Here is a 24,528-nt window from a genome sequence, read left to right as displayed (position 1 = left end):
CCCTCGAACAGTAGAGTCTGTGTGATGAACGGCGACGACCCCCAGCGCTACGAGCGGACGCGCCGGGTGCGGCACCCCTTCGGAAATCCCGGTGCGCCGTCCATGCCGCCGCAGCGGCGCGAGCCCCATCCGGGGCGGCGCGGACCCGGTCCGAACCCGAGGCATATCGACCCCACCAAGGTCATCCGTCGCGACGGGTCGGATTACCCACCGCCACTTGCATATTCGCAGGTGCCGCCCGAAACGCGAAGGCCGCCGAGCAACCCCCGACCGGCTCATGCGCCGACTCAGCAGCCGCAGCGGCACCACGCGGCCCAGCCGCGCGGCGTCCCCGGCTATGCGCCGCCCCAGCAGCCGGTTCCCCATCACGAACCGCGGAGCCGGCGCCGCGAAGCACCCCCGCCGCCGCCCTCCCTACCGCCGTCGCGCCGCGAACGCGAACCTCGCCCGCCGCGCCGCCGCCGCAAACTGCACCTGTTCCGCTGGTTCCTAGTGCTGTTGGTGGTTTTGGTTCTCGCGGCGGTCGGCGCCGTCATCAAACTCGACGGTTCGCTCAATCGGATCGACGCACTCGCCAATTACTCCGACCGCGTCGGCGACACCCCGGGCGCGAACTGGCTGCTCGTCGGCTCCGATGGCCGGGGCGGCCTCACGCCCGATCAGGAGCAGGAACTCGCCACCGGTGGTGAGGTCGGACCCGAGCGCACCGACACGATCATGCTGGTGCACATTCCGAAATCGGGTAAGACCACGCTGGTCAGCCTGCCGCGCGACTCGTACGTGAGCATTCCGGGCCACGGCAAGGACAAGCTCAACGCCGCCTTCGCCTTCGGTGGCGCACCGTTGCTGGTGCAAACCGTCGAAACCGCCACGGGCGTGCATATCGATCACTACGCGCAGATCGGTTTCGGCGGCTTCGCCGGGATCGTCGATACCCTCGGTGGCATCGAAGTCTGCGTGCCCAAGGCCATCGACGATCCGCTCGCCGGCATCAATCTGCCTGCCGGCTGCCAGTCCCTGAACGGTCCGCAGGCATTGGGTTTCGTCCGCAGCCGGGCAACCGCCCTCGCGGATATCGACCGGATGAACAACCAGCGCCTGTTCATGGCCGCCCTGCTGAAGAAGGCGACCAGCGGGGGCACGCTGGCCAATCCGTTCACGCTGTGGCCGCTGGCGAGCGATACCGCGAAATCGCTGAAGGTCGATAACGGCGATCACATCTGGAATCTCGGCCAGCTCGGCTGGGCGATGCGCGGCGATACCGTGGCGACCACCGTCCCGATCGGCGGCTTCACCGATACCGATAGCGGAAATGTATTGCTGTGGGATAAGCAACGTGCGAGTCAATTCTTCGACGATCTCGCGAAGGACCAACCGATCCCGGACGATCTACTGACGCGGTAGCGTCGGGCCATGCCCGATACCGAATCCGACGAGCGGTTCCCGGACCTGCTGCGGGACCAGATCCGTCGTGGCTTCACCGCCTCGCAGCAGTATCTGGCGGCGGCGGTGTACTTCGATTCGAATCGACTGCCGCAGTTGGCCGAGCACAGCTACGGCAAATCCGCCGAGCACCGCTCGCACGCCCTGCGCATGGTGCAGTACCTGCTGGACCGCAATCTGGAGGTGCGGATCGGCGGCCTCGACGACGTGCGGTCCACCTTCGAATCACCGCGCGGCGCCGTCGTTTTCCTGCTGGAATCCGAGCGCGCCCGCAATGCGCAGATCACCGAATTGGCCGGCACCGCGCGGGCCAGCGGCGACTACCTCGGCGAGCAGTTCATCCAGTGGTTCCTCGAGGAACAGGTGGAGGATGTCGCCGGCATGACCACCCTGCTGACCGTCATCGACCGTGCCGCGGGCGATCTGTTCGACGTCGAGGAGTTCATCTCGCGCGAACTGCGCACCACACCGCGCGCCAACATTTCCGCTCCGAAAATAGCGGGCGCCAGTAAGAATTAATTAGGCAACACTAGCCTCAATAAGGCTGCACTTGGATGACACGCGGCATGACCAGCGCTAATGTCGCAACTATGGCCAGCCATCCGGACACCTCACACAGCAAATTTCACGGTCTGCTCCACGATCAGATCCGGCACGAATTCAATGCCGAGCATCAATACATCGCTATCGCGGTGTGGTTCGACAATGCGGATCTGCCACAGCTGGCCAAGCGTTTCTATGCACAGGCGGTCGAAGAGCGTAATCACGCGATGATGATCGTGCAGTACTTCCTGGACCGGGATATCAGCGTCGAGCTTTCTGGTATCGCCCCCGCGAAATCGCAATTCGAGAATGCTCGCGAACCGATCGCGCTGGCCCTCGCGCAGGAAAAGAATGTCACCGACCAGATCATCCAGTTGGCGAGCACCGCCCGCGAAGAGGGTGATTACCTGGGTGAACAGTTCATGCAGTGGTTCCTGAAGGAGCAGGTGGAGGAGGTCGCCAATATGACGACCCTGCTCACCATCGCCGATCGCGCCGGGTCGAACCTGTTCGACCTGGAGAATTTTATCGCTCGTGAAATGAATGCTCCGCGCGATACTGCCGGCGCTCCGTCCGCCGCGGGCGGCATCATTTAATTCAGGACTGGCGAATCAGGGCCGGCTCGTCGCGACGAGCCGGCCCTGTCGCTGTGAAACAGACGGGGCCGCAACCCCGCTGTCCGCATATCGGCTTATGCGGCACTCAAGGAGCTGAGCAACGTCCTGAGCAGCGTCAGAATGATGTCCATGATGGTCCTACTTTCCTCATCTTCGGTGAGACTTTCGCTCACCACCACCAGCTTTCGGTGATGCAGAGAACCTAACCGAGCAATGATCAGAAAGGAGGGTGTTTCACAAAATTCTTCGTGATTTTTTTGAAATCACCGCAGGGTGACCTGACGCGACCGCAGCCCGTCTCGGGAGCGGCGCTCGTCGGCCGTGAGCGGAGCGTCATCGGCCAGCGCCGCCGCCAGGCGTTCCCCGAATTCGATCGCCGGTGTGGTCCACTCGCTGGCATGCAGTTCCGGATCCAGGTCGAAGACCGGCACCAGCAGGCCGTGCGTGCGGAACGAACCCGCGAAACGGGAGCCATCGCCGAGATGCAGTCCGCCCGACGCATGCAAGCGCGCCAGCGCCAGCATCAGATCGTCCTCGTCCTCCGGGCGCACCCAGCGCAGATGCGCCTTATCACCGGCATCGACCCACCAGGCCGCACCAATCGAATCGGGGCCGAGATCCAGTCGCGCGGACGGCATGATCGCCTGCTTGGCCTGTTCGATGGTCGCGGCGATCTGCGGGTCGGGCTGCACACCCTCGGGCACCCACCAGTCGAAGTCCTGGTGCACGGTCAGTTCCAGCTGTGCGTCCGCATCGATCACATCCGCCAATCGCGGTCCGCCCGCGGCGCTTTCGGCCGCGGTCAACGATTCGCCGGGTTCCGCGGACTGCGTCCACAGGATCGCCGCCGCGATATCGGCGGCCGGATCCGGACCCTGGAATTGCACCTGCGTGGCGACGTATCCGGTCGGCGGCTCGCCCGCCCGTACCAAGCCGGCGACCGCGCCCGGCAACACCGTTGCCAGCACGACGGAACGCTCCGCCGCGATCTCGGGCGATAGCCGCAGTATCGCGGTCGCCGACGGCACGAATTCGCGCAGCGCGACCAGATCGCACTCCGCGGCCAGCCCTTCGAACGGACGCGCACCGGCCTGCGCCGCCTGCGATTCCAAGGCCGCCCGCCGCTCGGCGAGACGCTGGGCCCGGTTCCCTCCGGGCTTCGGACTATTGCGCTTGCTTTTACTCACGGCTGGTCAAACTACAGTGTCACTGCGTTGGACTCGCAGCCCGCGGCGCTGCGTGTTCGCAGCCCTGTTCTCGGCCCCGCGTGCGCGGTATGTCCGCAGCCCCTGACGTTCCGTTACCGAGCCGTCGAGACCCGCCGGAGTGGGGAGGGAGTTCGGCCCCGGAGCGAGTCCTGCGCGGACGTCCCGGCGGCTGGAACCTCGCTCGGCGGTTGTGGGCTGACCGATCGCACCGCACCGCTGCGAAACGGCGCGGGGCCGTGCCGATTCGACTCAGGCGGCCGTGAGCAGGGCCTTGGTGCGAGCGGGGTGGTTGGTGGCGACCCAGCTGACGCCGAGGTCGGCGCATAGGCGCACATCGTCGGGGTCGTCGACGGTCCAGCAGTAGGTGGCGCGGCCCGCGGCGGCGGCCTTGTCGACGAGGTCGGGATGGTCGCGCAGGGTTTTCACCGAGGGACCGACGGCGGTTGCGCCGACCGTGGTCGCGGCACCGCCGCCCAGGTAGCGCGATGATTCACCGAGCAGGACCGTCGGCAGCAACGGTGCGGAGCGACGGATCCGCCAGACCGCGGTGGCCGCGAAGGACATGACGACCGCGCGGGAATGATCAGCTGAGGCGGGGGTGGCGATGCTGAAGCGCTGGAGTTCGGCGAGCAGCTTGTTCTCCACCAGCGCGCCGTAGCGCACCGGATGCTTGGTCTCGATGAACAGCTTGGTCGGCCTACTGCGCCAATCGAGTACCAGCCCGATCAATTCACTGAGGGTGAGCACCGATGCGGGCGCGCCGTCGGCCCCGAAGTCGAGTCCCTTGAGTTCGTCCAGGGTCAGTTCGCTGACCAGTCCGGTGCCCGACGAGGTCCGGTCGACGGTGCGGTCGTGCACGCAGACCAGGTGCCCGTCCTTGGTCAGCCGGACATCACACTCCACACCATCGGCGCCCTCCTGTAGCGCTAGCTCATACGCGCCGAGCGTATGTTCCGGGCGTGCCGCCGACGAACCCCGGTGCGCGACGACGAATGGTGCGCGACTGCCCTGGCTCACTTGGCCAAAACCTCCTCATACTCACGGTGCGGTGTATTTGTTTCGGGCGCGACCGGCCGCTTCGACGCGCCGCCACCCGGCTGCACCGGTTCGATAACCGGTACCGCCGGATCGACGGCGATCACCCACCGCCGCGCGAACCTGGTGCGGCCGAACAGGTCACGACCCGTCATCGAGCGCTGCACCCAGAGGGTCAGCACCGCGACCCCGGCCGCGACCAGATCGGTGAACGCGGTGAACAGCACCCCATCCGCCTTGGCCTGCAAGGTATCCGCAGTCCGCCACAGCAGCGCCGCGACCGTGCAGCCAGCGCCGAGCACCCAGCCGACCCACCAGATGCGCACGGCCCGCAGTGTCCGGGGATCCGGACGCACGGCGACCGCCTCGGTGAGAAAGACGCCGGGCCACAACAGATTCACCACCGGTGTCAGGCAGCCGAGCGCGAGCGTCCGGACCAACCGCGGGTCGCGGCGGCCGAGCGTGGCGAAGGCGGCCCGCCGCGTTTCGATCAACCAGCCGAACATCGCGATCGCGGTGATCAACCCCAGAACGAGGCCGACCCATGCGGACAGCCACACCATGGCATCGGAGATGTGCAGCAACCACGGCGGAATCAGCCGGGTGCGATTGCGGAGCAGAATCAGATAGCGCCCGAGTTCAGCGCAGGCGGCGACCGCGAAAACCGCCGCGGTCGCGATGAGTAGCGGACCGGCCCTATTGGTCATCCGGTCCAGCGGCCGTTGCGGCGCCGACGCGGACTCGACCGGCGGATCCAGCAGGCCCCAACGCGGAATCTGCTGGTAGCGGGGTGTTTCCACGGATGGCCGCGGCCGACCCGAGCTCAGCTTGCGCGTGCGCTGATCGGGGCGGCGTGCCACCCACCGGTAATTGCGCCGCTCGGCGGGGGCATCGATGGGCGCCGGTGACAACAGCACACCCCGGCACCGCGGACACCAGTGCATCGGCGTCGTCTGCACGGCCCAGCGCGCGCCACAGCGCGCACAAGGTTGCACCACCGTACTCACGGTGTCTCCCTTGCGGCATGCCCGGGCAGCACGTGGTTACGCAGGCGGCCGCCTCCGGGCCTGACGTTCATGCCGCGTACCCCTCTCTCTAGCCTCAGTAGATCTTCGCCTGATGATCGCCGTCCGCAACCAATGGTCGCCCCACCCGCTGCCACGCCACCATGCCACCGCTGACATTGACCGCGTCGTAGCCGATGTACGCCAGGTACTTGACCACCTCGATGGACCGGCCACCCTGGCGGCAGATCACGTACAGCTGGGCGTCGTAATCCAGCTCGTCGACGCGGGCGGGCACGTCGACCATCGGAATGTGGATCGCCCCCGGTGCGTGTCCGAGCTGCCATTCGTCGTACTCGCGCACATCGAGCAGAATCGCCGCCGGGGCGTCCGCCACGACACGCTCGGTCTTATCGAATTCGTCCGGTACGGCTTCCACCGGCACCGACGACACTTCGGGGCTCGTCACGCTTCGATCCTGCCATGGGTGGCGCACCACCGGGGAGTTCCGGCCCCACGATGCGGTTGCCCCACGGGCACTTCACGGCCTCGACATCGGCACGTTACCTCGGGTATGTTCTGTGCCTCTGGATCCTGTCCGATGCCCCGCTCCGGGGCCGCTTGTGCATATCTCGATCGAAGTTATCCACATAATCCACAGCTTGATCCACAGGGCTCAGCTATCGAACAGCACACTGATCACACACCGCGGTTGTCGAGCAGCTGCCGATCTACGAGGGACGATGTGCTGGACCCCGCATCAGTCGGGCGAGCCAAGCAGATTGCTGAAACGGTCGCGGCACGAATGACCGATCCGAGACTCCCCTCCTTGCCATCCCGGAGCGGTCATTCGCCGCTACCTCGGGATCTGAGGCTGTGCAGGTCCCGATATCTACTTGGACGCCGCTGATGGCCGATCGGTTCCCCCGAAAAACGACAACACCGGCCGATAGCTGAAATACCGGGTTCCTACAGGTGCTGTCGGTAGCCTGGATGCATGAACGTGAGCAGGGGGCTACTCGACGGAATGGATACGGCAGCACTCAACACAGCACTCTCCGAGGCCACATGCCTAGGCGTGGACGTCGATACAGCGAACGCACGACTGAGCCTCGACCTGGAAGTTCTGACGCTTCCGGCTGAGGGAGCCGCGCCCGAGGACTATCGCGTGCAGCTGACCTGCACCGGTGTCAGTCGAGTCGCGGCCTCACTGCGCATGCAGGCGTGGGACGATCTGAAGGCCAGCGTGCTGCCACTACAACTGGACAAGCTGGACGCGGCCATCCGTAGCTTCGGCGGCGGTCGACTGCACGGCTGGGAATTCATCGATGTAGACGACAGTGGCTGGGTGCACTGGAGTGAACTACTCAGCTTCGACACCCGGATCGACTCGCACGTCTCCGCGCACGTACTCGAGTTCTCCCAGGAGGAGGGCATCGATCCGCGTGAACTCGATGTGCGGGTGTGGTTCGACGACATCATGATTCAGGACACCAACGGCGCCGAAATCCCGCTGCAGCAATTCATCGCAGGTGGGGTGCGCTGGTGGGCGGCGCACGACGCGGGCGATCTGCGGACTATGCGCGCCGGAATCGTGCCGCAGCTGTAGCGCCATTCGTCACCGCACACTCGGTCACCCCGGGTGTGCGGTCGTATTTCAGGCACCCGGTCCGGCCGGACAGCTGCCCCGTCACATGCGGCGGAATGCAGGGGCAAGAGGCACGGTTGCAAACGAGCGGGTGTACGAATGATGGTTGAATGTGCTCGAGACGGCGGGCACAGACGGCCCGACATCAGGAAAGGGACATCGTGGCTCAGTACACGTTGCCAGATCTGGATTACGACTACAGCGCCTTGGAGCCCCACATCTCCGGGCAGATCAACGAGATTCATCATTCCAAGCACCACGCTGCCTATGTCGCTGGCGCCAACTCCGCACTGGAGAAGCTCGAGGCCGCACGCGAGGCGGGCGACCACGGCGCGATCTTCCTGAACGAGAAGAACCTGGCCTTCCACCTGGGTGGCCACGTCAACCACTCGATCTGGTGGAAGAACCTTTCCCCCAATGGCGGTGACAAGCCGGTCGGCGAGCTGGCCGCCGCGATCGACGACCAGTTCGGTTCGTTCGACAAGTTCCGCGCGCAGTTCACCGCTGCGGCGAACGGTCTGCAGGGCTCGGGCTGGGCGGTGCTCGGCTACGACACCCTCGGCCAGAAGCTGCTGACCTTCCAGCTCTACGACCAGCAGGCCAATGTGCCGCTGGGCATCATCCCGCTGCTGCAGGTCGACATGTGGGAGCACGCCTTCTACCTGCAGTACAAGAACGTCAAGGCGGACTACGTGACCGCGTTCTGGAACGTCGTCAACTGGGAGGACGTGCAGGAGCGCTTCGCCCGCGCCGTCGGCCAGGCCAAGGGCCTCATCTTCGGCTGAGTTCGATAGCAGCGCCTCCGGCGCTGTGTGTTCGCGGCCCCTTGTGACTTGGGACCGAGCCGTCGAGACTCGCGCCTGTGGCGCATCTGCTTCGAGGACTCGGACCCGAGCTGGGCCGCGCTTCGCTCGAAACACGGTGTGACGCCGATGCGGTCGCGTGCAGAGGTATCGAACGACCCCTGGCTGCGCTCACCATCGCGCATCCACAAGCTCGTGGGCATTACCGCTGCCCACGGGCTTGTTTCGTTTTGTCCACTTAGCACTCTTTGGTACTTGTGTGCCAAGTGAGTTGTGGCGCATTCTCTCCGAATCCACAGTTCGAGGACGGGCAACACCGCCCCCGGTTCCACGACGGGAGGCAATCATGCCTACGAATGGCCCCATCGGCATCACGCCGTTCCATGCCCGCGGATCGCTGCGCGGGTTCATCATCTCCGGACGTTGGCCCGACACCACCAAGGAATGGGCGCAGGTATTGGTGCTTGCCGTGCGGGTGGCCTCGTTTCCGGGCTTGCTGACCACCTCGACCGTCTTCGGTGTGCGCGAGGAGCTACCGGATGATCCGGAACCCGGCACCGTCGGGCTGGTCCTCGCCGAGGGACCGGTGCTCGGTGACCAGGCGCTCGAACCCGGTCGATTCGCCGACCACGTGCCACCGGCACTGTTGATGCTGCATCCGCCTTCCGAGACCCGGCCCTCGCTACCGGAATGCGTCGGCGTCGCATCGGGTTGCGTACTCCTGCCCGGCGTCCCACATCTGGGGCTGGAACACCGAGCAGCCTGGGCCGAAGCCGAATCCGACGGCACCGTCACCTCGTTGGTCAGCCGGGTCGGCCTCGACCCGATCAGCGACCCCGACACCGCCGTCCTGGCCATGCTCCTGGCTGCCTGAACCGTCGCATAGCCAGTGGCTGCCTCGCACAAGCTCAGAGGCTGTTGCCGAATACGCCGAACGGGCGATCGAGCCATCACAGCGGCGGACCAAATCACCCAGCGGCGAGCATGATTGCGCCCACGGCCGTCCACATAGACACGTGACTTGCGTCACGTCCAACAACCGCGTCAGTTCGGCGACAGCCCCTGCACCTTGTGCGAGGCAGTCAATCGGTATGCGATGACACCATGCGGGTTGCCAAGGGCTAGCTCACTTCTGGATCAGTGTTTGCTGGTGGATCTGTGAGGGGAACCGAAGATCGGTGGTTGGATCGCCAAACTTATTGTGCGCATTGCTATTTCGATGATGGCGACTTGGCTCGAGAATGAACGCAGGGTACAGTCGATGGCAGCGAAGGGGAGTAGCCCGCAATTGCGCTGTCGACATACTGGTTCGCCGTCTCACGAGGACGCGGACCCGGCCGCGTGAACCGGTGTGGATCCGGTGGGCGAGACCTTCGGCCGAGACAACCCTTACGTTGTCGGCCGGAGAAGTGACCCGATCTCCCGGCCGGCAGGCCGGAGCCCGGGAGTGCAGACCACATGATCACGACGATATTGCTCAGCGTCGGAATCGTCTTTCTCGCCGAGTTGGGTGATAAGTCCCAGCTGATGGCGTTGACGTTCGCGCTGCGCTACCGCTGGTGGGTGGTGCTCGGCGGCATTGCGACAGCCAGCGCGGCGGTGCATCTGATCTCGGTCGGCATCGGCTATTTCCTCGGTGCCGCCCTGCCCACCCGGGCCATCGCGCTAATCGCCGCACTCACCTTCCTGGCCGTCGGCCTGTGGACCTTGCGCGAACATTTCGGCGGCGATGACGAGGCGGACGAACCCAAGCCGCCGCGTTCGACAACCGCGCCGTTCTTCGTGGTCCTTTCGGCCTTTCTGCTCGCCGAACTAGGCGACCGAACCATGTTCGCCACCGCAGCTCTGGCCACCGACAACAGCTGGGTCGGCGTCTGGATCGGTTCAACCATCGGCATGGTCGCCGCCGACGCACTCGCCATCGCGGCAGGCATCATGGTCGGCAAACATCTCCCGGAACACATCATCGGCATCGGCTCCGGCCTGCTGTTCCTCTACTTCGGCACCGCAAGCCTGCTCGCCGCGGCCCGCCCCGACCTCGGCGTCCTCACCGGCGGCGCACTCGCCATCCTCGCGCCCGCCGCCGCGGGCATCGCCCTGTTGATCCGCTCACGGCGCGTGCGGCGCAATTCGGAACGCGTCCCGAACGACCCGGCACCCGAAGTCGACAGGGTGCGCTGACCGGTCGCACCGGCCCGCCTGACGCTATTCGGCCACCAGCCATTACCCCAACCGTCAAGGCGAAGGCCCAGACCTGTGCTCAACGGGTTGGCGGTCGATGCCTGGTGGCGGTGGGCGGGCCGCAGACTGTCAGTAGTCCCAACCCTGGCTCGCGCCGACATCCAGGTCGACGGTCCGCAAGCTGGTCTGCTCGCTGCTGCCCAAGCCCTGTACCTCGGACTGACGCAACATCGCGTCGCTGCCGATCACCATTGCGGCGCACCAGGTCAAGTACCGGCCCCCGCTACACAGCCGCCATCCAGCGCCAACAGCAATCACACCGAAAATCCCGGACCCGGATCGCTCCGAGATTTCGACATCCAGACGAACGGATTGCGCGCCGGTCCGCTCGCTCAGGCCCCTACCTCGGACTGACGCGGCATCGCTGCGCCGTAGAGGTCACCGCTGCGGCGCACCAGGTCTAGTAGGGGTTCGTGGAGGGCTTTGAGGCTGGCGAGGTCGTCTACGGCTATGCGGGCGGTGACCATGGCGCTGACGGCGGCGGCGAGGGTTTGGCAGGCGAAGCGCTGTTCGTCGGTGCGGGCGTCGAGGACGTCGGCGATCATATCGACGAATGCTTCCTGCAGCTGGGCGCGGCGGGCGATCGCTTTCGAACCCACCGCGTAGACCTCGACGAGGTAGAGGCGGGCGTATGCGGGTTCGGCGATCAGCCCGTCGAAGTACGCCTCGAGGATGCGGCCCATCCGATCGGATTCGGTTGGGCCGGCCGGATCCCGCGCATCGCCGTTGATCGCATCCACGATATTCGCGATCAGCAGCTCGACGGCCCGCTCATAGGCGGCCTCGAAACAATCCTCCTTGGAACGGAATTGCTCGTAGAAGGTCTCCCGTGACACCCCGGCCCGCTTCAGGATGGCCGCGACCGAGGTCCCGACATATCCGTTCTCGACCATGGCCTCGGCCATCGCGCTCAGGATCCGCTCGCGCTGCGAGGCGATCACCTCCTCCCTCGGCAGGCCGTGTCGCCCCCGCGGGAGTTGGCGTGCGCTGCTTACGGATTCGGTCATTCAGTGGCTCCGAGGGTCGGGCGGGCGATCCCGGCTACGCCGGTCGCTCCATTTTGCGGGGTCTGGCCGGTTGATCGGTGGTGAAGGGTGCCTCTTCGGTACGCGCGATTTCCAATGCCCGCGCCACCCCGCGCCGCAGCGCGATATCGATGACCCGCTGGGCGATCGGCCGGAACGGCAACACCACCGCCACCCACCACGGCGATACCACCTGACGTTTGCGCCGGGCGATGGCGCGTTCGACCGCATCGATCGCGGGACCGAGCGGTGCGACGCCCGAGACCGTTGACCGGCCGAGGATGGCCCGCGCAGCGGCGGTACCGAAGCCACGCGCGGTCATATCGGTATCGAGCTCGGCGAAATACGCGACCCCGACCCGCGCACCGGTATGCCTGACCTCGTGCCGCAACGTATTGCCGAGCGCCTCAACCCCGGCCTTCGACGTGCTGTAGGCCCCGACCAACGGCAGATTTACCGCGGCCGCCAATGACGAGAAGACCAGCGCGTAGCCGTTCGGATGGCAGATGTGCGGTCCGGCGGCGCGCAGGGTGTAGTAAACGCCGAGCACATTGACCGCCAGCGTCTCCTCCATGGCCGCCGGATCCCCGCCGAGCAGCGCCAGCTGTTTGGCCACCCCGGCATTTGCCACCACCACGTCCAACCCGCCGAGTTCGGTGACCAGCGTGTTCACCACCCGCTCCACCTGCCGGTGATCGGCGATATCGCAGTAGCGCCACGGTGCGTCCCCGCATTCGCGCGCCACCTCCGCGAGCAGATCCGCCTCCAGCCCGAGCAGCGCTACCTTCGCCCCTTTCGCGTGCAACTGCCGCGCTAACGCGGCGCCGATGCCGCGCGCCGCGCCGGTGATCAGAATCCGACGCCCGGCCACGGACGCACCGGAAAACAGGTTCATACCAGCGACGATACCAGCTATGAACATATATGTTCGCAAACAATATCTCGCTTATCGATAGGTGCTATGACGTGCGGGCGCCGAGCGCGAGGGAGCCATGATGGGCCTCGCCCAGCGGACCGGTTAGGGTGCAATTGACGAAGGGCCAACCGGCTGTCACGAACGAGAGGACCATCGTGGAGATTTCGGGTTCCGCCGCCATCATCACCGGAGGCGCATCCGGCCTCGGCGCCGCCACTGCCAAGCGTTTCGCCGATCTGGGCGCAACCGTCTTCGGACTCGACGTACCCCAATCCATCGAGCGCGCCGGGGATAATGTGCCCGACGGCGTCACCTTGATCCCCGCCGACGTCACCAGCAACGACGAGGTTTCCGCCGCGGTCGCGCAGGTCGTCGAATCGGGTGCGCCGCTGCGCATCGTGGTCAACTGCGCCGGTGTCGGCTGGGCCGGACGCATCCTGTCCAAGAACGGCCCGCACGATCTCGAGCTGTTCCGCACTGTGATCACCGTCAACCTGCTCGGCACCTTCAATGTCATGCGCCTGGCCGCCGACGCCATCGCCAAGACCGACGCCGTCGACGAATACGGCCAGCGCGGTGTCATCATCAACACCGCCTCGGTCGCCGCATTCGAGGGCCAGATCGGCCAGATCGCGTACTCGGCCTCCAAGGGCGGCGTGCACGGCATGACCGTTCCGGCCGCGCGTGACCTGGCCCAGTTCGGCATCCGCGTGAACACCATCGCCCCCGGCATCATCGACACCCCGATGCTCGCCGGTGTCACCGAGGAGTACCGCAAGGGCCTCGAGGCCGGTGTGCCGTTCCCGTCGCGCCTGGGCCGCCCGGACGAGTACGCGCAGCTGTCGCAGTACATCGTCGAACACGACTACCTCAACGGCGAGACCATCCGCATGGACGGCGCGCTGCGCATGGCCCCTCGCTAAAGAGCCTGCGTTCGTCCGCCTCCCCGGATATTCAAGCCATAGCAGTTGGGTGCCACGATCGTTGGCCGTAGGGCCGGCGGTCGGGCACCCCTTCTGCTTCTGGGCGTACCCGTTGCGGCACCGGTGCACTGACGAAATCGGTTGTCGCGCTGGGCTCAGGGCGTCGGTTTGTGGCCGATCCCGAGAAACGCCGTGGTCGAGAGGGGTTGGTGCGGGCGGTAGTTGGCGGCAAGGTAGGCGCGCATGAGCGCGACACGTTCGGCCCACACCTGCTCGCCAACGGTGCGGCGCGTCAGCACCAGTGGGGCGCTGCTACGCACCATGGTCTCGAACATCTCGTCGGAGTCGGCGAAACCGAGTGTGCTGGTGTGGCGTTGGATGCTCACCCCGGCGAAGCCCGCGGTGCGCATCTCCGTCGCGAAGACCTCCGGATTTTCCAGGTTGAGCAAGTTGGGTTGGGGTTCGGAAATGGACGGATCGGCGGCCATGAAGGCGCCGAACATCATCCGCATGAGTGGCGATTCGGCCACCGGCGCCCAACTCGACACCACGGCGGTGGCACCGGGACGCAGCACGCGGAACAATTCGGCGAAACCCTTGGCCCGATCCGGGAAGAACATCAGCCCGAACATCGAGAAACCGGCATCGAAGCTCTCGTCGTCGAATGGCAGTGCCTGCCCGTCCCCCACCTGCGTTTCGATATTGGTCAGCCCGGCGGTGCGGGCGTCCTCGGCGAGTCGCTCGATCATCGGCTCCGACAAGTCGATGGCCGATACCCGCGCCACCCGTTCGGCGGCGGGCAGACTCAGCGTGCCCGGCCCCGCAGCGACATCGACAACGTGTGATTCGGCCGAAAGACCGGCCAGCTCGAGTGCGTGCGCGGAGAAGGGGGCCATGATCGCGGGTCCGAATTCGGCATATCCGTCGGCGACGAGATCCCACGGTTCGGCCGTGGCAAGCGGGCTACCAGACATCAGCTGACGATCCTTTCGACCGTCAAAGGCTAACCGGGCGATCCCCCCGGGACCTACCAACTCAGACCAATCTCACTGTGCGCGAAGCAGATCAGATCTTGCGTTCGAAGGTGATCAGGTGATGGCCCGGTCCGTTGTAGTCGCGCACCGGTCCGGCGACCGTGAAACCGAGATGCCGGTGGAAGCCGATGGACGCGTCATTGCCCGGCGAGGTGATCGCCTTCACGATATGCCGATCATTCGCCCTGGCGATCGCAAAGAATCGCTCGTAGAGCTCGCGGGCGAGGCCGCTCTTGCGGGACTGCGGGTCGACGCCGACGAAGTGGATATAGGCCTCGTCGGATTCCGACGGCGAGAGGAAGCCGATCAGGAATCCGGCCAGCCAGTCGGTCGGTTCCCGCCGTCCGGCGCCGGGCACCTCGGCGATCAGGCTGGTCCGGTAGAAATGATCGAGGAACAACCTGGGCAGGTGCGTTAACACCGAGCGCCCCCACCAGTTATCGATAACGGTGGTAATGGCGTCGTAGTCATCGGCACGTGCAGCCCGGATGATCGGACCGTTCGCATTCGGCACGTTATCCATTGTCCTGCGCGCACCGCATTGCGGGTAGTTGTCCTGATCACGCTCGGAGCGCATAACCAGTGGCCGTGCGAGATAGCCACTGGTTATGCGGGAACCTTCGTCAGAGCGTGCGGGTCAGGCGCTCGGTGAGGATCTGGGCGAAGCGGGCCGGATCCGAGAGTTCGCCGCCCTCGGCGAGAACCGCGGTGCCATAGAGCAATTCGGCGGTTTCGGTGAGTTCGGGAACCTTGCCCGCCTCAGCGTCGTCCCTGCGGGTGTCGTAGGCATCGCGCAGACCGGTGACCAGCGGGTGGGTCGGGTTGAGCTCGAGGATCCGCTTGGACTCGGGCACCAGCTGACCGGAGGCGCGGTACATCCGCTCCAGCATCGGGGTGAAGTCGAAGACATCACCGACGAGGCAGGCGGGCGAGGTGGTGAGCCGGTTGGTCAGGCGCACCTCCTTGACATTGTCCAGGGTCTTGCCGAGCCAACCGAGCAATTCGGCGAAGTCCTTGTCCTGCTGTTCGCGCAGCGATTCGGTGGCCTTCTTCTCCTCCTCGGTCTCCAGATCGACCTCGCCCTTGGCGATGGACTGCAACCGCTTACCGTCGAATTCGGTGACCGAACCGACCCACATTTCGTCGACCGGATCGGTCAGGATCAGCACCTCGCGGCCCTTGGCCTTGAAGGCCTCCATATGCGGGGAGCTTTCGACCTGCTGACGGGTTTCGCCGGTCATGTAGTAGATGGCGTCCTGGCCGTCCTTCATCCGCTCGACGTACGCGGCGAGGGAAGTCAGCTCTTCCTCGGAGTTGGTCGAGGCGAACGAGGAAACCTGCAGCAGCGTCTCGCGGTTGTCGAAGTCCGAGAGCAGGCCCTCCTTGAGGACGCGGCCGAACTCCTTCCAGAACGTCTGGTACTTCTGCTGATCCTCGGCGCCCTGCAGGTCCTTGACCGTCGAGAGCACCTTCTTCACCAGTCGCTTGCGGATCATCTGGATCTGCCGGTCCTGCTGCAAGATCTCGCGGGAGACATTGAGCGACAGGTCCTGGGCGTCCACCACACCCTTGACGAAGCGCAGGTATTCCGGCATCAGCTCTTCGCAGTTGTCCATGATGAACACCCGCTTGACGTAGAGCTGCACGCCACGCTTGTGCTCGCGGGTGAACAGGTCGAACGGCGCCTGCGACGGAATGAACAGCAGCGCTTGATATTCGAAGGTACCCTCGGCCTTCATCGGGATGATCTCCAGCGGATCGTCCCAGCCGTGGCTGACGTGCTTGTAGAACTCCTTGTACTCCTCGTCGCTGACCTCGCTCTTCGGGCGGGTCCACAACGCCTTCATGGAGTTGAGGGTCTGCTCCTCGACAATCGTCTTCTCGGTCTTCTCCTCGCCCTCCCCCTCGGTGACGGTCCGCTCGACCTGCATGCGGATCGGCCAGGCGATGAAGTCCGAGTACTTCTTGACGATCTCGCGGAGCTTCCACTCCAGGGTGTAGTCGAAGAGGTGATCGTCCTCGTCCGGGGTCTTGAGCTGCAGCGAGACAGCGAAGCCCTGCGGGACCTGGTCGAGGGTTTCGATGGTGTAGGTCGAGCTGCCCGCGGCCGACTCCCAGCGGGTGCCCTCGGTCTCCCCCGCCTTGCGGGTGGTCACCGTGACCTTGTCGGCGACCATGAAGGTCGAATAGAAGCCGATGCCGAACTGACCGATCAGTTCCTCGGCGGCTGCCTCGGATTTGACCTCGTTCAGCTTCTTGCGCAGCTCCGCGGTACCGGATTTGGCGAGGGTGCCGATCAGATCGACCACCTCGGCGCGGGACATGCCGATGCCGTTATCCCTGACCGTCAGGATCCGGTTGTCCTTGTCGACCTCCAGCTCGATATGCAGATCGGCGGTGTCGACGTGCAGATCCTTATCGCGGAAGGACTCCAGCCGCAGCTTGTCCAGTGCATCGGAAGCGTTCGAGATCAGCTCCCGCAGGAACGTGTCCTTGTTGGAGTAGACCGAATGGATCATCAGCTCGAGCAGCTGATGGGTTTCTGCCTGGAACTCGAGTTGTTCGACATGCTCTGTCACGTCGCGATGGTACCGCTGCACCTATCCGACATCCGCGGACATCTGCCCGAAGTCGGCCAAGCCGGGCACCTCGACGTCGGCACGGTGGGGATCATCGGCCCGTGCGGGTCGTGGCTGCATCCATTCGCGCAGCACCATGGTGGCCCGCACATCGTCCTCGTTGTACTCCAGCAGCCGGGTGCGCTGACTCGGATCGGGGTCGCCCTCGTAGCCGACGGCCAGCCGATACCAGCTCATCGACGCCTCGCCGCCCGCCTCGGGATCGCGCCAGGCGAAGCCCGCCACCGGCGCGATCTTCTTGAGCCCCTTGCCATTCGGGCAGATGAACTGGTCGGAGACGGCCTGGAACATATCCACCCACTGCGGTCCGTCGACGAAGGCGCGCACCTGCTCGACCGTCGGCACCCCTGGACGCCCCGCGAACCGGCGCGCCGATTCGTAGAGCCACTTGTCCTCGGCGGTCCGCGAATAGCAGTAGGCGGCAAAGGTCTTCCCGGCCGCGATGGCCTCGGCGCGCACCGTCATCAGCCAGGTCCAGAATTCGCCGAAGGAGCGGCCCTCATCCTCGGTGGGCAGCGGATCCCAGGTGACGAACGGGCGGTACACACCGTCGAGCAACGTGCCCCATAGATATGCGCCGTACTCCTGGAAGCTCTCCAGATCGACATCCACCTCGACATCGGCCCGACGCACCCGGACTCGCTCGACCCGGCGCACCAGCGGCGCACCCGCGAGCCAGGCGCGGGCGGTCACCACGGCCTCGTCGAACGGGCCGTGTTGCCAGTCCTCCGGATCATCGCCGACCCAGGCGGCCAGATCATCGATGGTCTCGACACCGTATCCGCGCAGCACCTCCGCGCGGGAACCGGGCGCGACCAGGCTCACGTCCCGATGTTCGGTCAACCAGCCCTCGCAGCTCTGACCGGCGACCCGTGCCTGATCGGCGGGCGCTTCGCGGGTCCACCACGGGCACTGGCGGCATTCGGGCACCTTCGATGGCACCGTTGGCAATTCCCCACGCACCACCGCGATTCGATCGGCATAGCGACGGTCGTAATCGGCGAGCAGCGGGCCGAGATCGTGCACCAGAATGCGGTCGAAGTTATAGCCGATCACGCCGCCGACCAGCGCCGGACTTGCCAGGCCGTGTCGCTGCAGCATCCGGTACAGATGGGCGAGCCGCTGTTGGTCGCGGGGCTGCTGGCGCAGTTTGCGATGCGGATCCGGTTGCGGATCCCAGTGATACGGATCCGAGGTGGTCGGGTGGAAATCGGCCGGTTCGGGCTGGCGCAGATCGGTGACCTTGTGGTTGACCACGATCACCGGGATATAGCCGCCGCGATCGCGATCGCGCAGCAGGATCTCCGAACCGCCACGCCGACCGGTATCCGGTTCCTGCGGCAGCAGTCCGCCCCAAATGTGTTGGGCGCCTTCGGCACACGCGCGCATCGTGGCCGCGGCCCGCTCCCCCGCGCGCAGCGTCGGATCGATCACCACCCAGTTGTCCGGATCCGCGGCGATCAGCGCCTCGCGCACCCGGGTGCGATGGGCGGTCGCGGCCTCCCGGCGCTGACGGACCCCGGCATCCTCGATCACACCCGTCAGCTGTTCCGGATGGGCCGCATTCAAATGCAATCGGTGCCGACACCCGATCAATGCCCTGGCATCGACGAATGCGGTCGGCTCGGCGGGCATCGGCGCAGAACTGTCCTCGACCTGTCGCTCGTCGGCTACGCCTTCGTCATTGCGACCGTCGCGGTCACCGCTGCCCGAATACACATACGCAGTATGGTCCAGACCCCTGACAACTCTGTGAACCGCATGACACAGTCCGCGCACAAGGCACAAGTAACCATTGAATCGCGTGGCACACCAGTGAGCGAGTCGAACCGAGGACACAGCGCGTCCCGCGTACGGCGGAGCCGAGCGTTAGCGAGGCGGAGCACCAGTGAGCGAGCGTCAGCGAGCGAACCGAAGACACAGTGCGTCCCGCGCACGGCGGAGCCGAGCGTTAGCGAGGCGGAGCCGTGAGCGGCGTGGTAGACCTGTGCCTGGTAGACGAGCAGCGAGATGATTCAATAGCAAAGCAGCCCGTTCGGAGCGAGTCTTACGAGCGATGTTCGCGGCCCGTCTCGCGTCCGCGCGAAGGCGCGGCCATCGACTCAGCCGAGTCACCGGGGGCCGCGAACACGTCGCGCCCTAGGCGCGGCAAATTGGACACAGGAGGGCCTCGATGGGGTTGTTCACGAAGCGCAAGCGGCGACCGAGCCGCAGGGCCGAGGCGAAGGCCCTCAAGCACAAGGCCGCCATGGAGGCGAAACTCGGCGCAAGGAACGACCGCAAGGCCCGCCGTGCGGAGGCCCGCACCCAGCGCAAGGTCGCCAAGGCGCAGATCACCACATTGCAGGCTGAGGAGAAGGCCGCACTCAAGGTGGCCGCAAAGGCCGAGCGAGATCCGTTCACGGCGAGTCAGGTCCGCAAGTACCTGGGGGTCGCCCGGGTGCTGGTGCCCGTCCTCGCACCGTTGGCCTATCGCGCCGCGACCTACATCCGCGGCCGGATCGATACTCGTCGGGCGCATCAGCTCGGCATCGGCATCGAACAGCTCGGTGATTTCAGCGGCCACGGCGGCCGGCTGCGGGCGCGGATCAGCAATACCGAAGCCGCCCTCGACAAGATCGGCGCGCAGTCCGGCGACAAGGTGAACAAGGGTGAGACCCAGGAATTCGTCGCCGCCATCCAGGATCGACTCGGCAATCTGACCGCCGCGATTCGGACCGCGGAGCAGATGCCGGCACCGCGTCGGCGCGCCGTGCACACATCGATCTCCAGCGAGCTGTCCGGTATCGAGGCGGACGTACTGGCGCGCCTCGGCGTCAGCTGATCGATCCGATGTCTCCCGGCCAGCTCTCCGCCAGCCCCCGTGGCTGTCTGGTCGGCGGCATGGTCGGTACGCTCGCCATCGCCGCACACGGTGCGGCGGGCGGTGGATTTCCGGATTCCGCCGAATCCGCACTGCTGCTGCTTGTTTCGGCGTTGACGGGTTGGGCCGCGGGACGGCTGCGTCTCGGCAGCGGCCGTTCGGCCGTGCTCGGTCCGCTCATGCTCGGCCAGTTCGCCGGACACGTCGTCTTATCGGGACTGATCGACCACGCCCACACCCATACCGCCGTCGGCGCACCGCGACTCGACCCCTATCTGGCCACCGGCTGGATGTTGGCGGCGCATTTGATCGCAACACTCGGCTGCGTCGCACTGATCCTGTTGGCCGAGCGGCTCTACGCGACGGCGTCCAGCGTCCTTCGCGCGATTTCCGTCACCGGATCGCCGTTCGCGCTCACCCGCCCGGTCCGCTGGTGCGACCCCATTCTCCGGCACTACCGCTTTCATCCGAACGGCGCGATCGGGCCGCGCGCGCCACCGGTGTCGGCCTGACCCGCCGCACCCAAACCCCTTCGGACAGAAAGCACTTCATCCATGCGCACGCAGATCACGCGCACCTGCACGGCGGTCGCCGCCGCAGGCTTTGTTCTCCTCGCGAGCGGTACCGCCGCCGCACACGTCACCGCCGACGCACCCGGCGCGACGCAGGGCGGTTATTCGGTGATCACCTTCAAGGTCCCAACCGAATCGGAGACCGCGAACACCACGGCGCTCACCGTCGCCCTGCCCAACCTCAAGAGCGCCCGCACCGAACCCATTCCGGGCTGGAACTCCAAGGTCGACCGCAATGACAAGGCCGAGGCCACTTCGGTCACCTGGACCGCCGATCCCGGCACGCCCGGCGTGCGTCCCGGCCAGTTCCAGCGCTTCGTCGTCTCGGTCGGCCCGCTGCCGACCCAGAACGAGGTCAGCTTCGCGACCACCCAGACCTACAGCGACGGTAAGGTCGTCAAATGGGATCAGCCGTTGGGCACCGACGGTTCCGAACCCGAGCATCCGACACCGACGCTCACCCTCGCCGCGGCCACCGGCGACGGCCATGACGGCCACCACGTCGGCAGTTCGGCCGCCGCCGAAGAGAAGTCGAAGGACACCGACAACACCGCCCGCTGGCTCGGCGGCATCGGGCTCGCACTCGGCCTGCTCGGCGTCGCACTCGGCCTCGGCAATGTGATCCGGGGACGCCGGGCATGAGCGGCACCGCCATACGACGCATGGTCGCCGGGCTGATCGCGGGCCTGCTCTTGGTGAGCATGAGCGCGCTCGCGGCCGGAACGGCGGCAGCGCATTCGGCGCCGGTCAGCAGCGTGCCCGCCGACGGCGCGAGCATCGAAACCGGTCCGGATCGGGTGAGCATCACCTTCAACGAGCCACTGCAGGAAAGCTTTCCGGCGCTCACCGTAGTGGGGCCGGACGGGAACCTGTGGTCCAAGGGCGATCCGAAGGTCGACGGCCCGACGGTCAGCGTCGCGGTCGGCGAACTCGGCCCGACCGGTATCTACAAGATCGGGTACCGGGTCACCTCCGCCGACGGTCATCCGGTCAAGGGCGAACTGAGTTTCACCCTGACCAAGGCAGGCAACGGCACCCCGGGCCCGAAGGTCAACAGCCAGAACAACTCCGGCGGTGGCGACGATTCCGGTGGCATTCCGCTGTGGGTCTTCATCCTCGGCGCTGTCGTACTGTTCGGCGGCGGTCTGGCCTTCGCTCTGTTCGGCGGCAGGAGCCGCAAAGCGCAGCGGTGAGAAGAGCACACAGGTGAACAAGGTGCAGCCGACGACCAGCGGCGGAAATGCGCAAGCATTGCTGCTGGTCATCCCGGCCGGGCTGCTCGGGGTGGCGCTTGCACTGATCCTGGCCATCCCAGCCCCCGCACAGACCGAGAGCGTCGTTCGGGTGCTGGCCGACGGCACCGGAGCGACCGTGCTCGGGCTGGCCGCGCTGCCCCGCCTACACGAACGGCAGCGGCCGCCGTGGCGGGCACTGGCGGTACTGGCCGGGATCTGGTGTGTCACCGAATTCACGGTGCTGGCCTTCGAGGCTGCCGCCGTCGTCGGGGTGCCGATCGGCAAGCTCAGCGGTAGGCAGTTCGGTAATTTCCTGGTCGAGATCAGCGGTGGTCAGGTCGGCATCGCGGTGCTGATCGGCAGCGGTGCGGTCGCGTGCTATTCGACGCTGGCGTTCCGGCGACCCGAGACCGCATCGGCTGATCTGGTGCTGGTCTTCGCCGCGGTGGCGCTCGCGCTGCGGCCGATCACCGGACATATGTCGCAGCAGCCGTTGGGCTCGGTGCTCGCGGCACTGCACGCGCTGGCTGCGGCGGCCTGGTTCGGCCTGTTGGTCGCGCTGGCGCTGGTAGTGCGCACCCGAGGTGAGTGGGCGGTGACACTGCCGCGGTATTCGGCGGTGGCACTGCCGCTGGTCGGCGTCGTCGCGGTCACCGGCCTCGTCAACGGGTTGGTGCGGGTGGGCGGGATCGCCCCGTTCGTGACGACCGGCTACGGCCGCATTCTGCTCGCGAAAACCCTTGTGCTGGTCGCGTTGCTGGCACTGGGCTGGTGGTGGCGACGGACCTGGGTACCGCAGGCGACCGGGCATCGAATGCCTGCCGAATCCTCGCTGCGGCGGGCGGTTATCGAGGTGGCGGTGATGGCCGTGGCCTTCGGGATGGCGGCGACCCTGGCGGTCACCGGCTGACGCTTGCACATGCAAGCATCCCCTGCTGGGCCGAAAGCAGCCCGTTACAGTCGTGCGATGACCGAGGTAAAGATCGTCGAAGACTGTGTGGCATCGGCCGAAACAGCCTTCGCGTATGTCAACGACTACCGGAATCTGTCGCGTTTCATCACCGAGGTCCAGGACTTCACGCCGATCACCGACCAGGTCGAGGGCGTCGGCGCGACCTTCGACGGCACCATCAAACTCGGTCCCGCCGCGCTACATTCGCGGCTGCGGGTCGTGCGGTGGGAGCAGAACTTCGCGATCGCGGTGAAGTCGATCAAGGGGTTCGAGATCGAATCCACCTTCCTGTTCCACGCCAAGGGAGCCGAGAACTGCACGGTCGACGCGATCGTCGACTATCGCATGCCCGGTGGCATCGCGGGCAAGGTGCTCGGCAAGACCATCGAGCCGTTCGTGAAGATCGCGGTCAAACACTCCACGCACAACCTGACCACCCAGATCGCCGAGTTCCACATCAGCAGGCAGAGCTAGCCACCGATCGGCGAACTTGTCCGTCCGGCCGGAGGGTCCTGTGCACTACGGCTGACCGCACGCCGCCGATGCATCTCACCAGCCCCGGTGCGGAATTCGCCTACCGAATATTCGCCGAACCTGGCCGTGATGGATCTCACGGGCATAGCCTGAACATATGAAACGCCCCACGATAGGCCAACGGATCGCTTATGATCTGGGCCGCGAGCTCCCCGAGGAGCTGCACGAGTGGGTCATCCACGACCTCGTCGGGCACGGGGCCATGGAACGCTATCTCGTCCGCTTCCTCGTACCGTTCATCCCGTTCTTCGCGCTGTGGTTGCTGTTCCCCGGCCCGATGGGGTTGAAGATCGGCATGATCGTCATGATGATCGTGCCGCTGATCCTGTTCACGGTGTCGCTCAGTTACGTCTGGCGCCGGTTCCGGCTGGCCCAGCACGGCATCGATCAGCAGTGGATCAACCACAACAAGATGCGCGAAACCGAGCGGATCAAATACGAGATGCATTACGGGCACCGCTAGCGGTGTCACACCAATGAAACGGACAGACCGGATGGTCCGTTCGGAGTCGGCTGTGGCCCGAAATCTAAGCTGGCACCCGTGACCGAATCGCACAACACCTTTGCCACCGCGGACCTCGCCGACGAGATCGGCCCCGAAATCCGTAGCTGCGATACGCAGTTCATCCAGTTCGGCGGGCGCGCGGCATTCTCCGGACGCATCACCACGATCCATTGCTTCCAGGACAACCTGCTGGTCAAGCAAACGCTGAGCGAGCCGGGCAACGGCGGCGTGCTGGTCGTCGACGGCGGCGCCAGTGTGCACACCGCACTGGTCGGCGACATCATCGCTGGACGCGGTGTGGCCAATGGCTGGTCCGGCGTCATCGTCAACGGTGCGGTGCGCGACTCGGCCATTCTGCGCACGCTCGATATCGGCATCAAGGCGCTGGGCACCAACCCGCGCAAGAGCACCCAGACCGGCGCCGGCGACCGCGATATTCCGGTCGAATTCGGCGGCATCACCTTCGTACCCGGCGACATGCTCTACAGCGACCACGACGGCATAGTCGTCCGTGCCGAAGGCTGAGCGACTAAGCCGTCGCCACCCTGACCTTGTGACCGGCGAGGGCAACGATGTCGCCGACATGCAGTTGCCGTCCGCGACGCAGTTCCACCTCCTCGTTCACTCGTACCAGACCCGCGGCGATCACGGTCTTGGCCTCCGATCCGGAATCGATCAGATTGGCCAGCTTGAGGAACTGACCGAGTCGAATGACGTCGTCATCGATCGGCACATCGACTGCATCGGACATGGGATACATCCTTACTCCGTTGCCCTCGAACCAGAAA

28 protein-coding genes are annotated in these 24,528 nt (G+C 65.7%); 16 read left to right on the top strand and 12 right to left on the bottom strand.

Annotated elements, in window-relative coordinates:
- Nucleotides 1–24 precede the first annotated feature (24 nt).
- The 3 genes from AB0J29_RS07635 to AB0J29_RS07625 all read left to right on the top strand — a co-directional run bounded on the left by AB0J29_RS07635 (nucleotide 25) and on the right by AB0J29_RS07625 (nucleotide 2,582).
- A complete protein-coding gene (locus tag AB0J29_RS07635) occupies nucleotides 25–1,404 on the top strand; it encodes an LCP family protein (RefSeq protein ID WP_364780902.1) in 1,380 nt (459 codons plus the stop codon).
- A gap of 9 nt (nucleotides 1,405–1,413) precedes the next feature.
- Complete coding sequence (locus AB0J29_RS07630) at nucleotides 1,414–1,962, top strand: ferritin (RefSeq protein WP_364780899.1); 549 nt, start codon at nucleotides 1,414–1,416, stop codon at nucleotides 1,960–1,962.
- A gap of 71 nt (nucleotides 1,963–2,033) precedes the next feature.
- On the top strand, nucleotides 2,034–2,582 hold the full coding sequence (locus AB0J29_RS07625; RefSeq protein ID WP_364780896.1) for a ferritin: 549 nt from the start codon (nucleotides 2,034–2,036) through the stop codon (nucleotides 2,580–2,582).
- 284 nt (nucleotides 2,583–2,866) lie between these two features.
- Here AB0J29_RS07625 and AB0J29_RS07620 read toward each other — a convergent pair whose 3' ends face one another.
- The 4 genes from AB0J29_RS07620 to AB0J29_RS07605 form a co-directional block, all read right to left on the bottom strand.
- Nucleotides 2,867–3,790, bottom strand: coding sequence for a DUF5926 family protein (locus AB0J29_RS07620; RefSeq protein WP_364780893.1), 924 nt, complete (start codon nucleotides 3,788–3,790; stop codon nucleotides 2,867–2,869).
- Between the two features lie 270 nt (nucleotides 3,791–4,060).
- Nucleotides 4,061–4,828 carry a glycerophosphodiester phosphodiesterase gene (locus AB0J29_RS07615; RefSeq protein WP_364780890.1) on the bottom strand — a complete coding sequence of 256 codons (768 nt, stop codon included), beginning with the start codon at nucleotides 4,826–4,828 and terminating at the stop codon, nucleotides 4,061–4,063.
- A complete protein-coding gene (locus tag AB0J29_RS07610; RefSeq protein ID WP_364780887.1) occupies nucleotides 4,825–5,763 on the bottom strand; it encodes a DUF4328 domain-containing protein in 939 nt (312 codons plus the stop codon). The genes AB0J29_RS07615 and AB0J29_RS07610 overlap by 4 nt, the downstream gene beginning before the upstream one ends.
- Nucleotides 5,764–5,947: 184 nt before the next feature.
- Entirely contained in the window at nucleotides 5,948–6,319 is a 372-nt protein-coding gene (locus AB0J29_RS07605) for a rhodanese-like domain-containing protein (RefSeq protein WP_364780884.1), read from the bottom strand.
- A gap of 528 nt (nucleotides 6,320–6,847) precedes the next feature.
- On the opposite strand from AB0J29_RS07605, the gene AB0J29_RS07600 reads away from it, so the two are divergent.
- The 4 genes from AB0J29_RS07600 to AB0J29_RS07585 all read left to right on the top strand — a co-directional run bounded on the left by AB0J29_RS07600 (nucleotide 6,848) and on the right by AB0J29_RS07585 (nucleotide 10,482).
- On the top strand, nucleotides 6,848–7,459 hold the full coding sequence (locus AB0J29_RS07600; protein WP_364780881.1) for a hypothetical protein: 612 nt from the start codon (nucleotides 6,848–6,850) through the stop codon (nucleotides 7,457–7,459).
- A 200-nt stretch (nucleotides 7,460–7,659) separates the two neighbouring features.
- Nucleotides 7,660–8,283, top strand: a complete 624-nt coding sequence (locus AB0J29_RS07595; protein ID WP_364780878.1) for a superoxide dismutase — start codon at nucleotides 7,660–7,662, stop codon at nucleotides 8,281–8,283.
- Nucleotides 8,284–8,647: 364 nt separating this feature from the next.
- Complete coding sequence (locus tag AB0J29_RS07590) at nucleotides 8,648–9,175, top strand: peptidase (RefSeq protein WP_364497240.1); 528 nt, start codon at nucleotides 8,648–8,650, stop codon at nucleotides 9,173–9,175.
- 584 nt (nucleotides 9,176–9,759) lie between these two features.
- Nucleotides 9,760–10,482 carry a TMEM165/GDT1 family protein gene (locus tag AB0J29_RS07585; protein WP_364780875.1) on the top strand — a complete coding sequence of 241 codons (723 nt, stop codon included), beginning with the start codon at nucleotides 9,760–9,762 and terminating at the stop codon, nucleotides 10,480–10,482.
- Between the two features lie 129 nt (nucleotides 10,483–10,611).
- On the opposite strand, the gene AB0J29_RS07580 is transcribed toward AB0J29_RS07585, so the two are convergent.
- From AB0J29_RS07580 to AB0J29_RS07570, 3 genes are all read right to left on the bottom strand, one after another.
- Complete coding sequence (locus AB0J29_RS07580; RefSeq protein WP_364780872.1) at nucleotides 10,612–10,734, bottom strand: hypothetical protein; 123 nt, start codon at nucleotides 10,732–10,734, stop codon at nucleotides 10,612–10,614.
- 140 nt (nucleotides 10,735–10,874) lie between these two features.
- Nucleotides 10,875–11,549 (bottom strand): TetR/AcrR family transcriptional regulator, encoded by a 675-nt coding sequence (locus AB0J29_RS07575; protein WP_364780869.1) that lies wholly within the window; start codon nucleotides 11,547–11,549, stop codon nucleotides 10,875–10,877.
- A gap of 34 nt (nucleotides 11,550–11,583) precedes the next feature.
- Nucleotides 11,584–12,462, bottom strand: a complete 879-nt coding sequence (locus AB0J29_RS07570) for an SDR family NAD(P)-dependent oxidoreductase (RefSeq protein ID WP_364780866.1) — start codon at nucleotides 12,460–12,462, stop codon at nucleotides 11,584–11,586.
- 176 nt (nucleotides 12,463–12,638) lie between these two features.
- On the opposite strand from AB0J29_RS07570, the gene AB0J29_RS07565 reads away from it, so the two are divergent.
- Nucleotides 12,639–13,406, top strand: coding sequence for an SDR family NAD(P)-dependent oxidoreductase (locus tag AB0J29_RS07565; protein WP_364497228.1), 768 nt, complete (start codon nucleotides 12,639–12,641; stop codon nucleotides 13,404–13,406).
- A 155-nt stretch (nucleotides 13,407–13,561) separates the two neighbouring features.
- On the opposite strand, the gene AB0J29_RS07560 is transcribed toward AB0J29_RS07565, so the two are convergent.
- The 4 genes from AB0J29_RS07560 to AB0J29_RS07545 form a co-directional block, all read right to left on the bottom strand.
- Nucleotides 13,562–14,380 (bottom strand): class I SAM-dependent methyltransferase, encoded by an 819-nt coding sequence (locus AB0J29_RS07560; protein WP_364780863.1) that lies wholly within the window; start codon nucleotides 14,378–14,380, stop codon nucleotides 13,562–13,564.
- Nucleotides 14,381–14,471: 91 nt separating this feature from the next.
- A complete protein-coding gene (locus tag AB0J29_RS07555; RefSeq protein ID WP_364780860.1) occupies nucleotides 14,472–14,954 on the bottom strand; it encodes a GNAT family N-acetyltransferase in 483 nt (160 codons plus the stop codon).
- Nucleotides 14,955–15,063: 109 nt separating this feature from the next.
- Complete coding sequence (htpG, locus tag AB0J29_RS07550) at nucleotides 15,064–17,019, bottom strand: molecular chaperone HtpG (RefSeq protein WP_364780857.1); 1,956 nt, start codon at nucleotides 17,017–17,019, stop codon at nucleotides 15,064–15,066.
- Nucleotides 17,020–17,040: 21 nt separating this feature from the next.
- Nucleotides 17,041–18,714 carry a TM0106 family RecB-like putative nuclease gene (locus tag AB0J29_RS07545; RefSeq protein WP_364781198.1) on the bottom strand — a complete coding sequence of 558 codons (1,674 nt, stop codon included), beginning with the start codon at nucleotides 18,712–18,714 and terminating at the stop codon, nucleotides 17,041–17,043.
- Between the two features lie 538 nt (nucleotides 18,715–19,252).
- Between AB0J29_RS07545 and AB0J29_RS07540 the strand changes: the two genes are divergently transcribed.
- The 8 genes from AB0J29_RS07540 to rraA all read left to right on the top strand — a co-directional run bounded on the left by AB0J29_RS07540 (nucleotide 19,253) and on the right by rraA (nucleotide 24,265).
- The gene (locus tag AB0J29_RS07540; protein WP_364780854.1) at nucleotides 19,253–19,903 is read left to right on the top strand and encodes a DUF6474 family protein; all 651 of its coding nucleotides are present in this window, start codon (nucleotides 19,253–19,255) and stop codon (nucleotides 19,901–19,903) included.
- 8 nt (nucleotides 19,904–19,911) lie between these two features.
- Nucleotides 19,912–20,454 (top strand): hypothetical protein, encoded by a 543-nt coding sequence (locus AB0J29_RS07535; protein WP_364780851.1) that lies wholly within the window; start codon nucleotides 19,912–19,914, stop codon nucleotides 20,452–20,454.
- A gap of 42 nt (nucleotides 20,455–20,496) precedes the next feature.
- Nucleotides 20,497–21,156 (top strand): YcnI family protein, encoded by a 660-nt coding sequence (locus AB0J29_RS07530; protein WP_364780848.1) that lies wholly within the window; start codon nucleotides 20,497–20,499, stop codon nucleotides 21,154–21,156.
- Nucleotides 21,153–21,707, top strand: a complete 555-nt coding sequence (locus AB0J29_RS07525; RefSeq protein WP_364780845.1) for a copper resistance CopC family protein — start codon at nucleotides 21,153–21,155, stop codon at nucleotides 21,705–21,707. The genes AB0J29_RS07530 and AB0J29_RS07525 overlap by 4 nt, the downstream gene beginning before the upstream one ends.
- Nucleotides 21,708–21,729: 22 nt before the next feature.
- The gene (locus AB0J29_RS07520) at nucleotides 21,730–22,659 is read left to right on the top strand and encodes a CopD family protein (protein ID WP_364781195.1); all 930 of its coding nucleotides are present in this window, start codon (nucleotides 21,730–21,732) and stop codon (nucleotides 22,657–22,659) included.
- Between the two features lie 57 nt (nucleotides 22,660–22,716).
- Nucleotides 22,717–23,175 (top strand): SRPBCC family protein, encoded by a 459-nt coding sequence (locus tag AB0J29_RS07515; protein ID WP_364780842.1) that lies wholly within the window; start codon nucleotides 22,717–22,719, stop codon nucleotides 23,173–23,175.
- Nucleotides 23,176–23,332: 157 nt separating this feature from the next.
- On the top strand, nucleotides 23,333–23,698 hold the full coding sequence (locus AB0J29_RS07510) for a DUF5313 family protein (protein WP_364497204.1): 366 nt from the start codon (nucleotides 23,333–23,335) through the stop codon (nucleotides 23,696–23,698).
- 78 nt (nucleotides 23,699–23,776) lie between these two features.
- A complete protein-coding gene (rraA, locus tag AB0J29_RS07505) occupies nucleotides 23,777–24,265 on the top strand; it encodes a ribonuclease E activity regulator RraA (RefSeq protein ID WP_364780839.1) in 489 nt (162 codons plus the stop codon).
- Nucleotides 24,266–24,269: 4 nt separating this feature from the next.
- Here rraA and AB0J29_RS07500 read toward each other — a convergent pair whose 3' ends face one another.
- The gene (locus AB0J29_RS07500; protein WP_364780836.1) at nucleotides 24,270–24,491 is read right to left on the bottom strand and encodes an RNA-binding S4 domain-containing protein; all 222 of its coding nucleotides are present in this window, start codon (nucleotides 24,489–24,491) and stop codon (nucleotides 24,270–24,272) included.
- Nucleotides 24,492–24,528: the final 37 nt, after the last annotated feature.

The sequence above is a fragment of the Nocardia sp. NPDC049707 genome (assembly GCF_040674855.1).
Lineage (GTDB): Bacteria > Actinomycetota > Actinomycetes > Mycobacteriales > Mycobacteriaceae > Nocardia.
The sequence above is the reverse complement of the archived record's forward strand: the minus strand, read 5'-3'. Positions and strand labels throughout refer to the sequence as shown.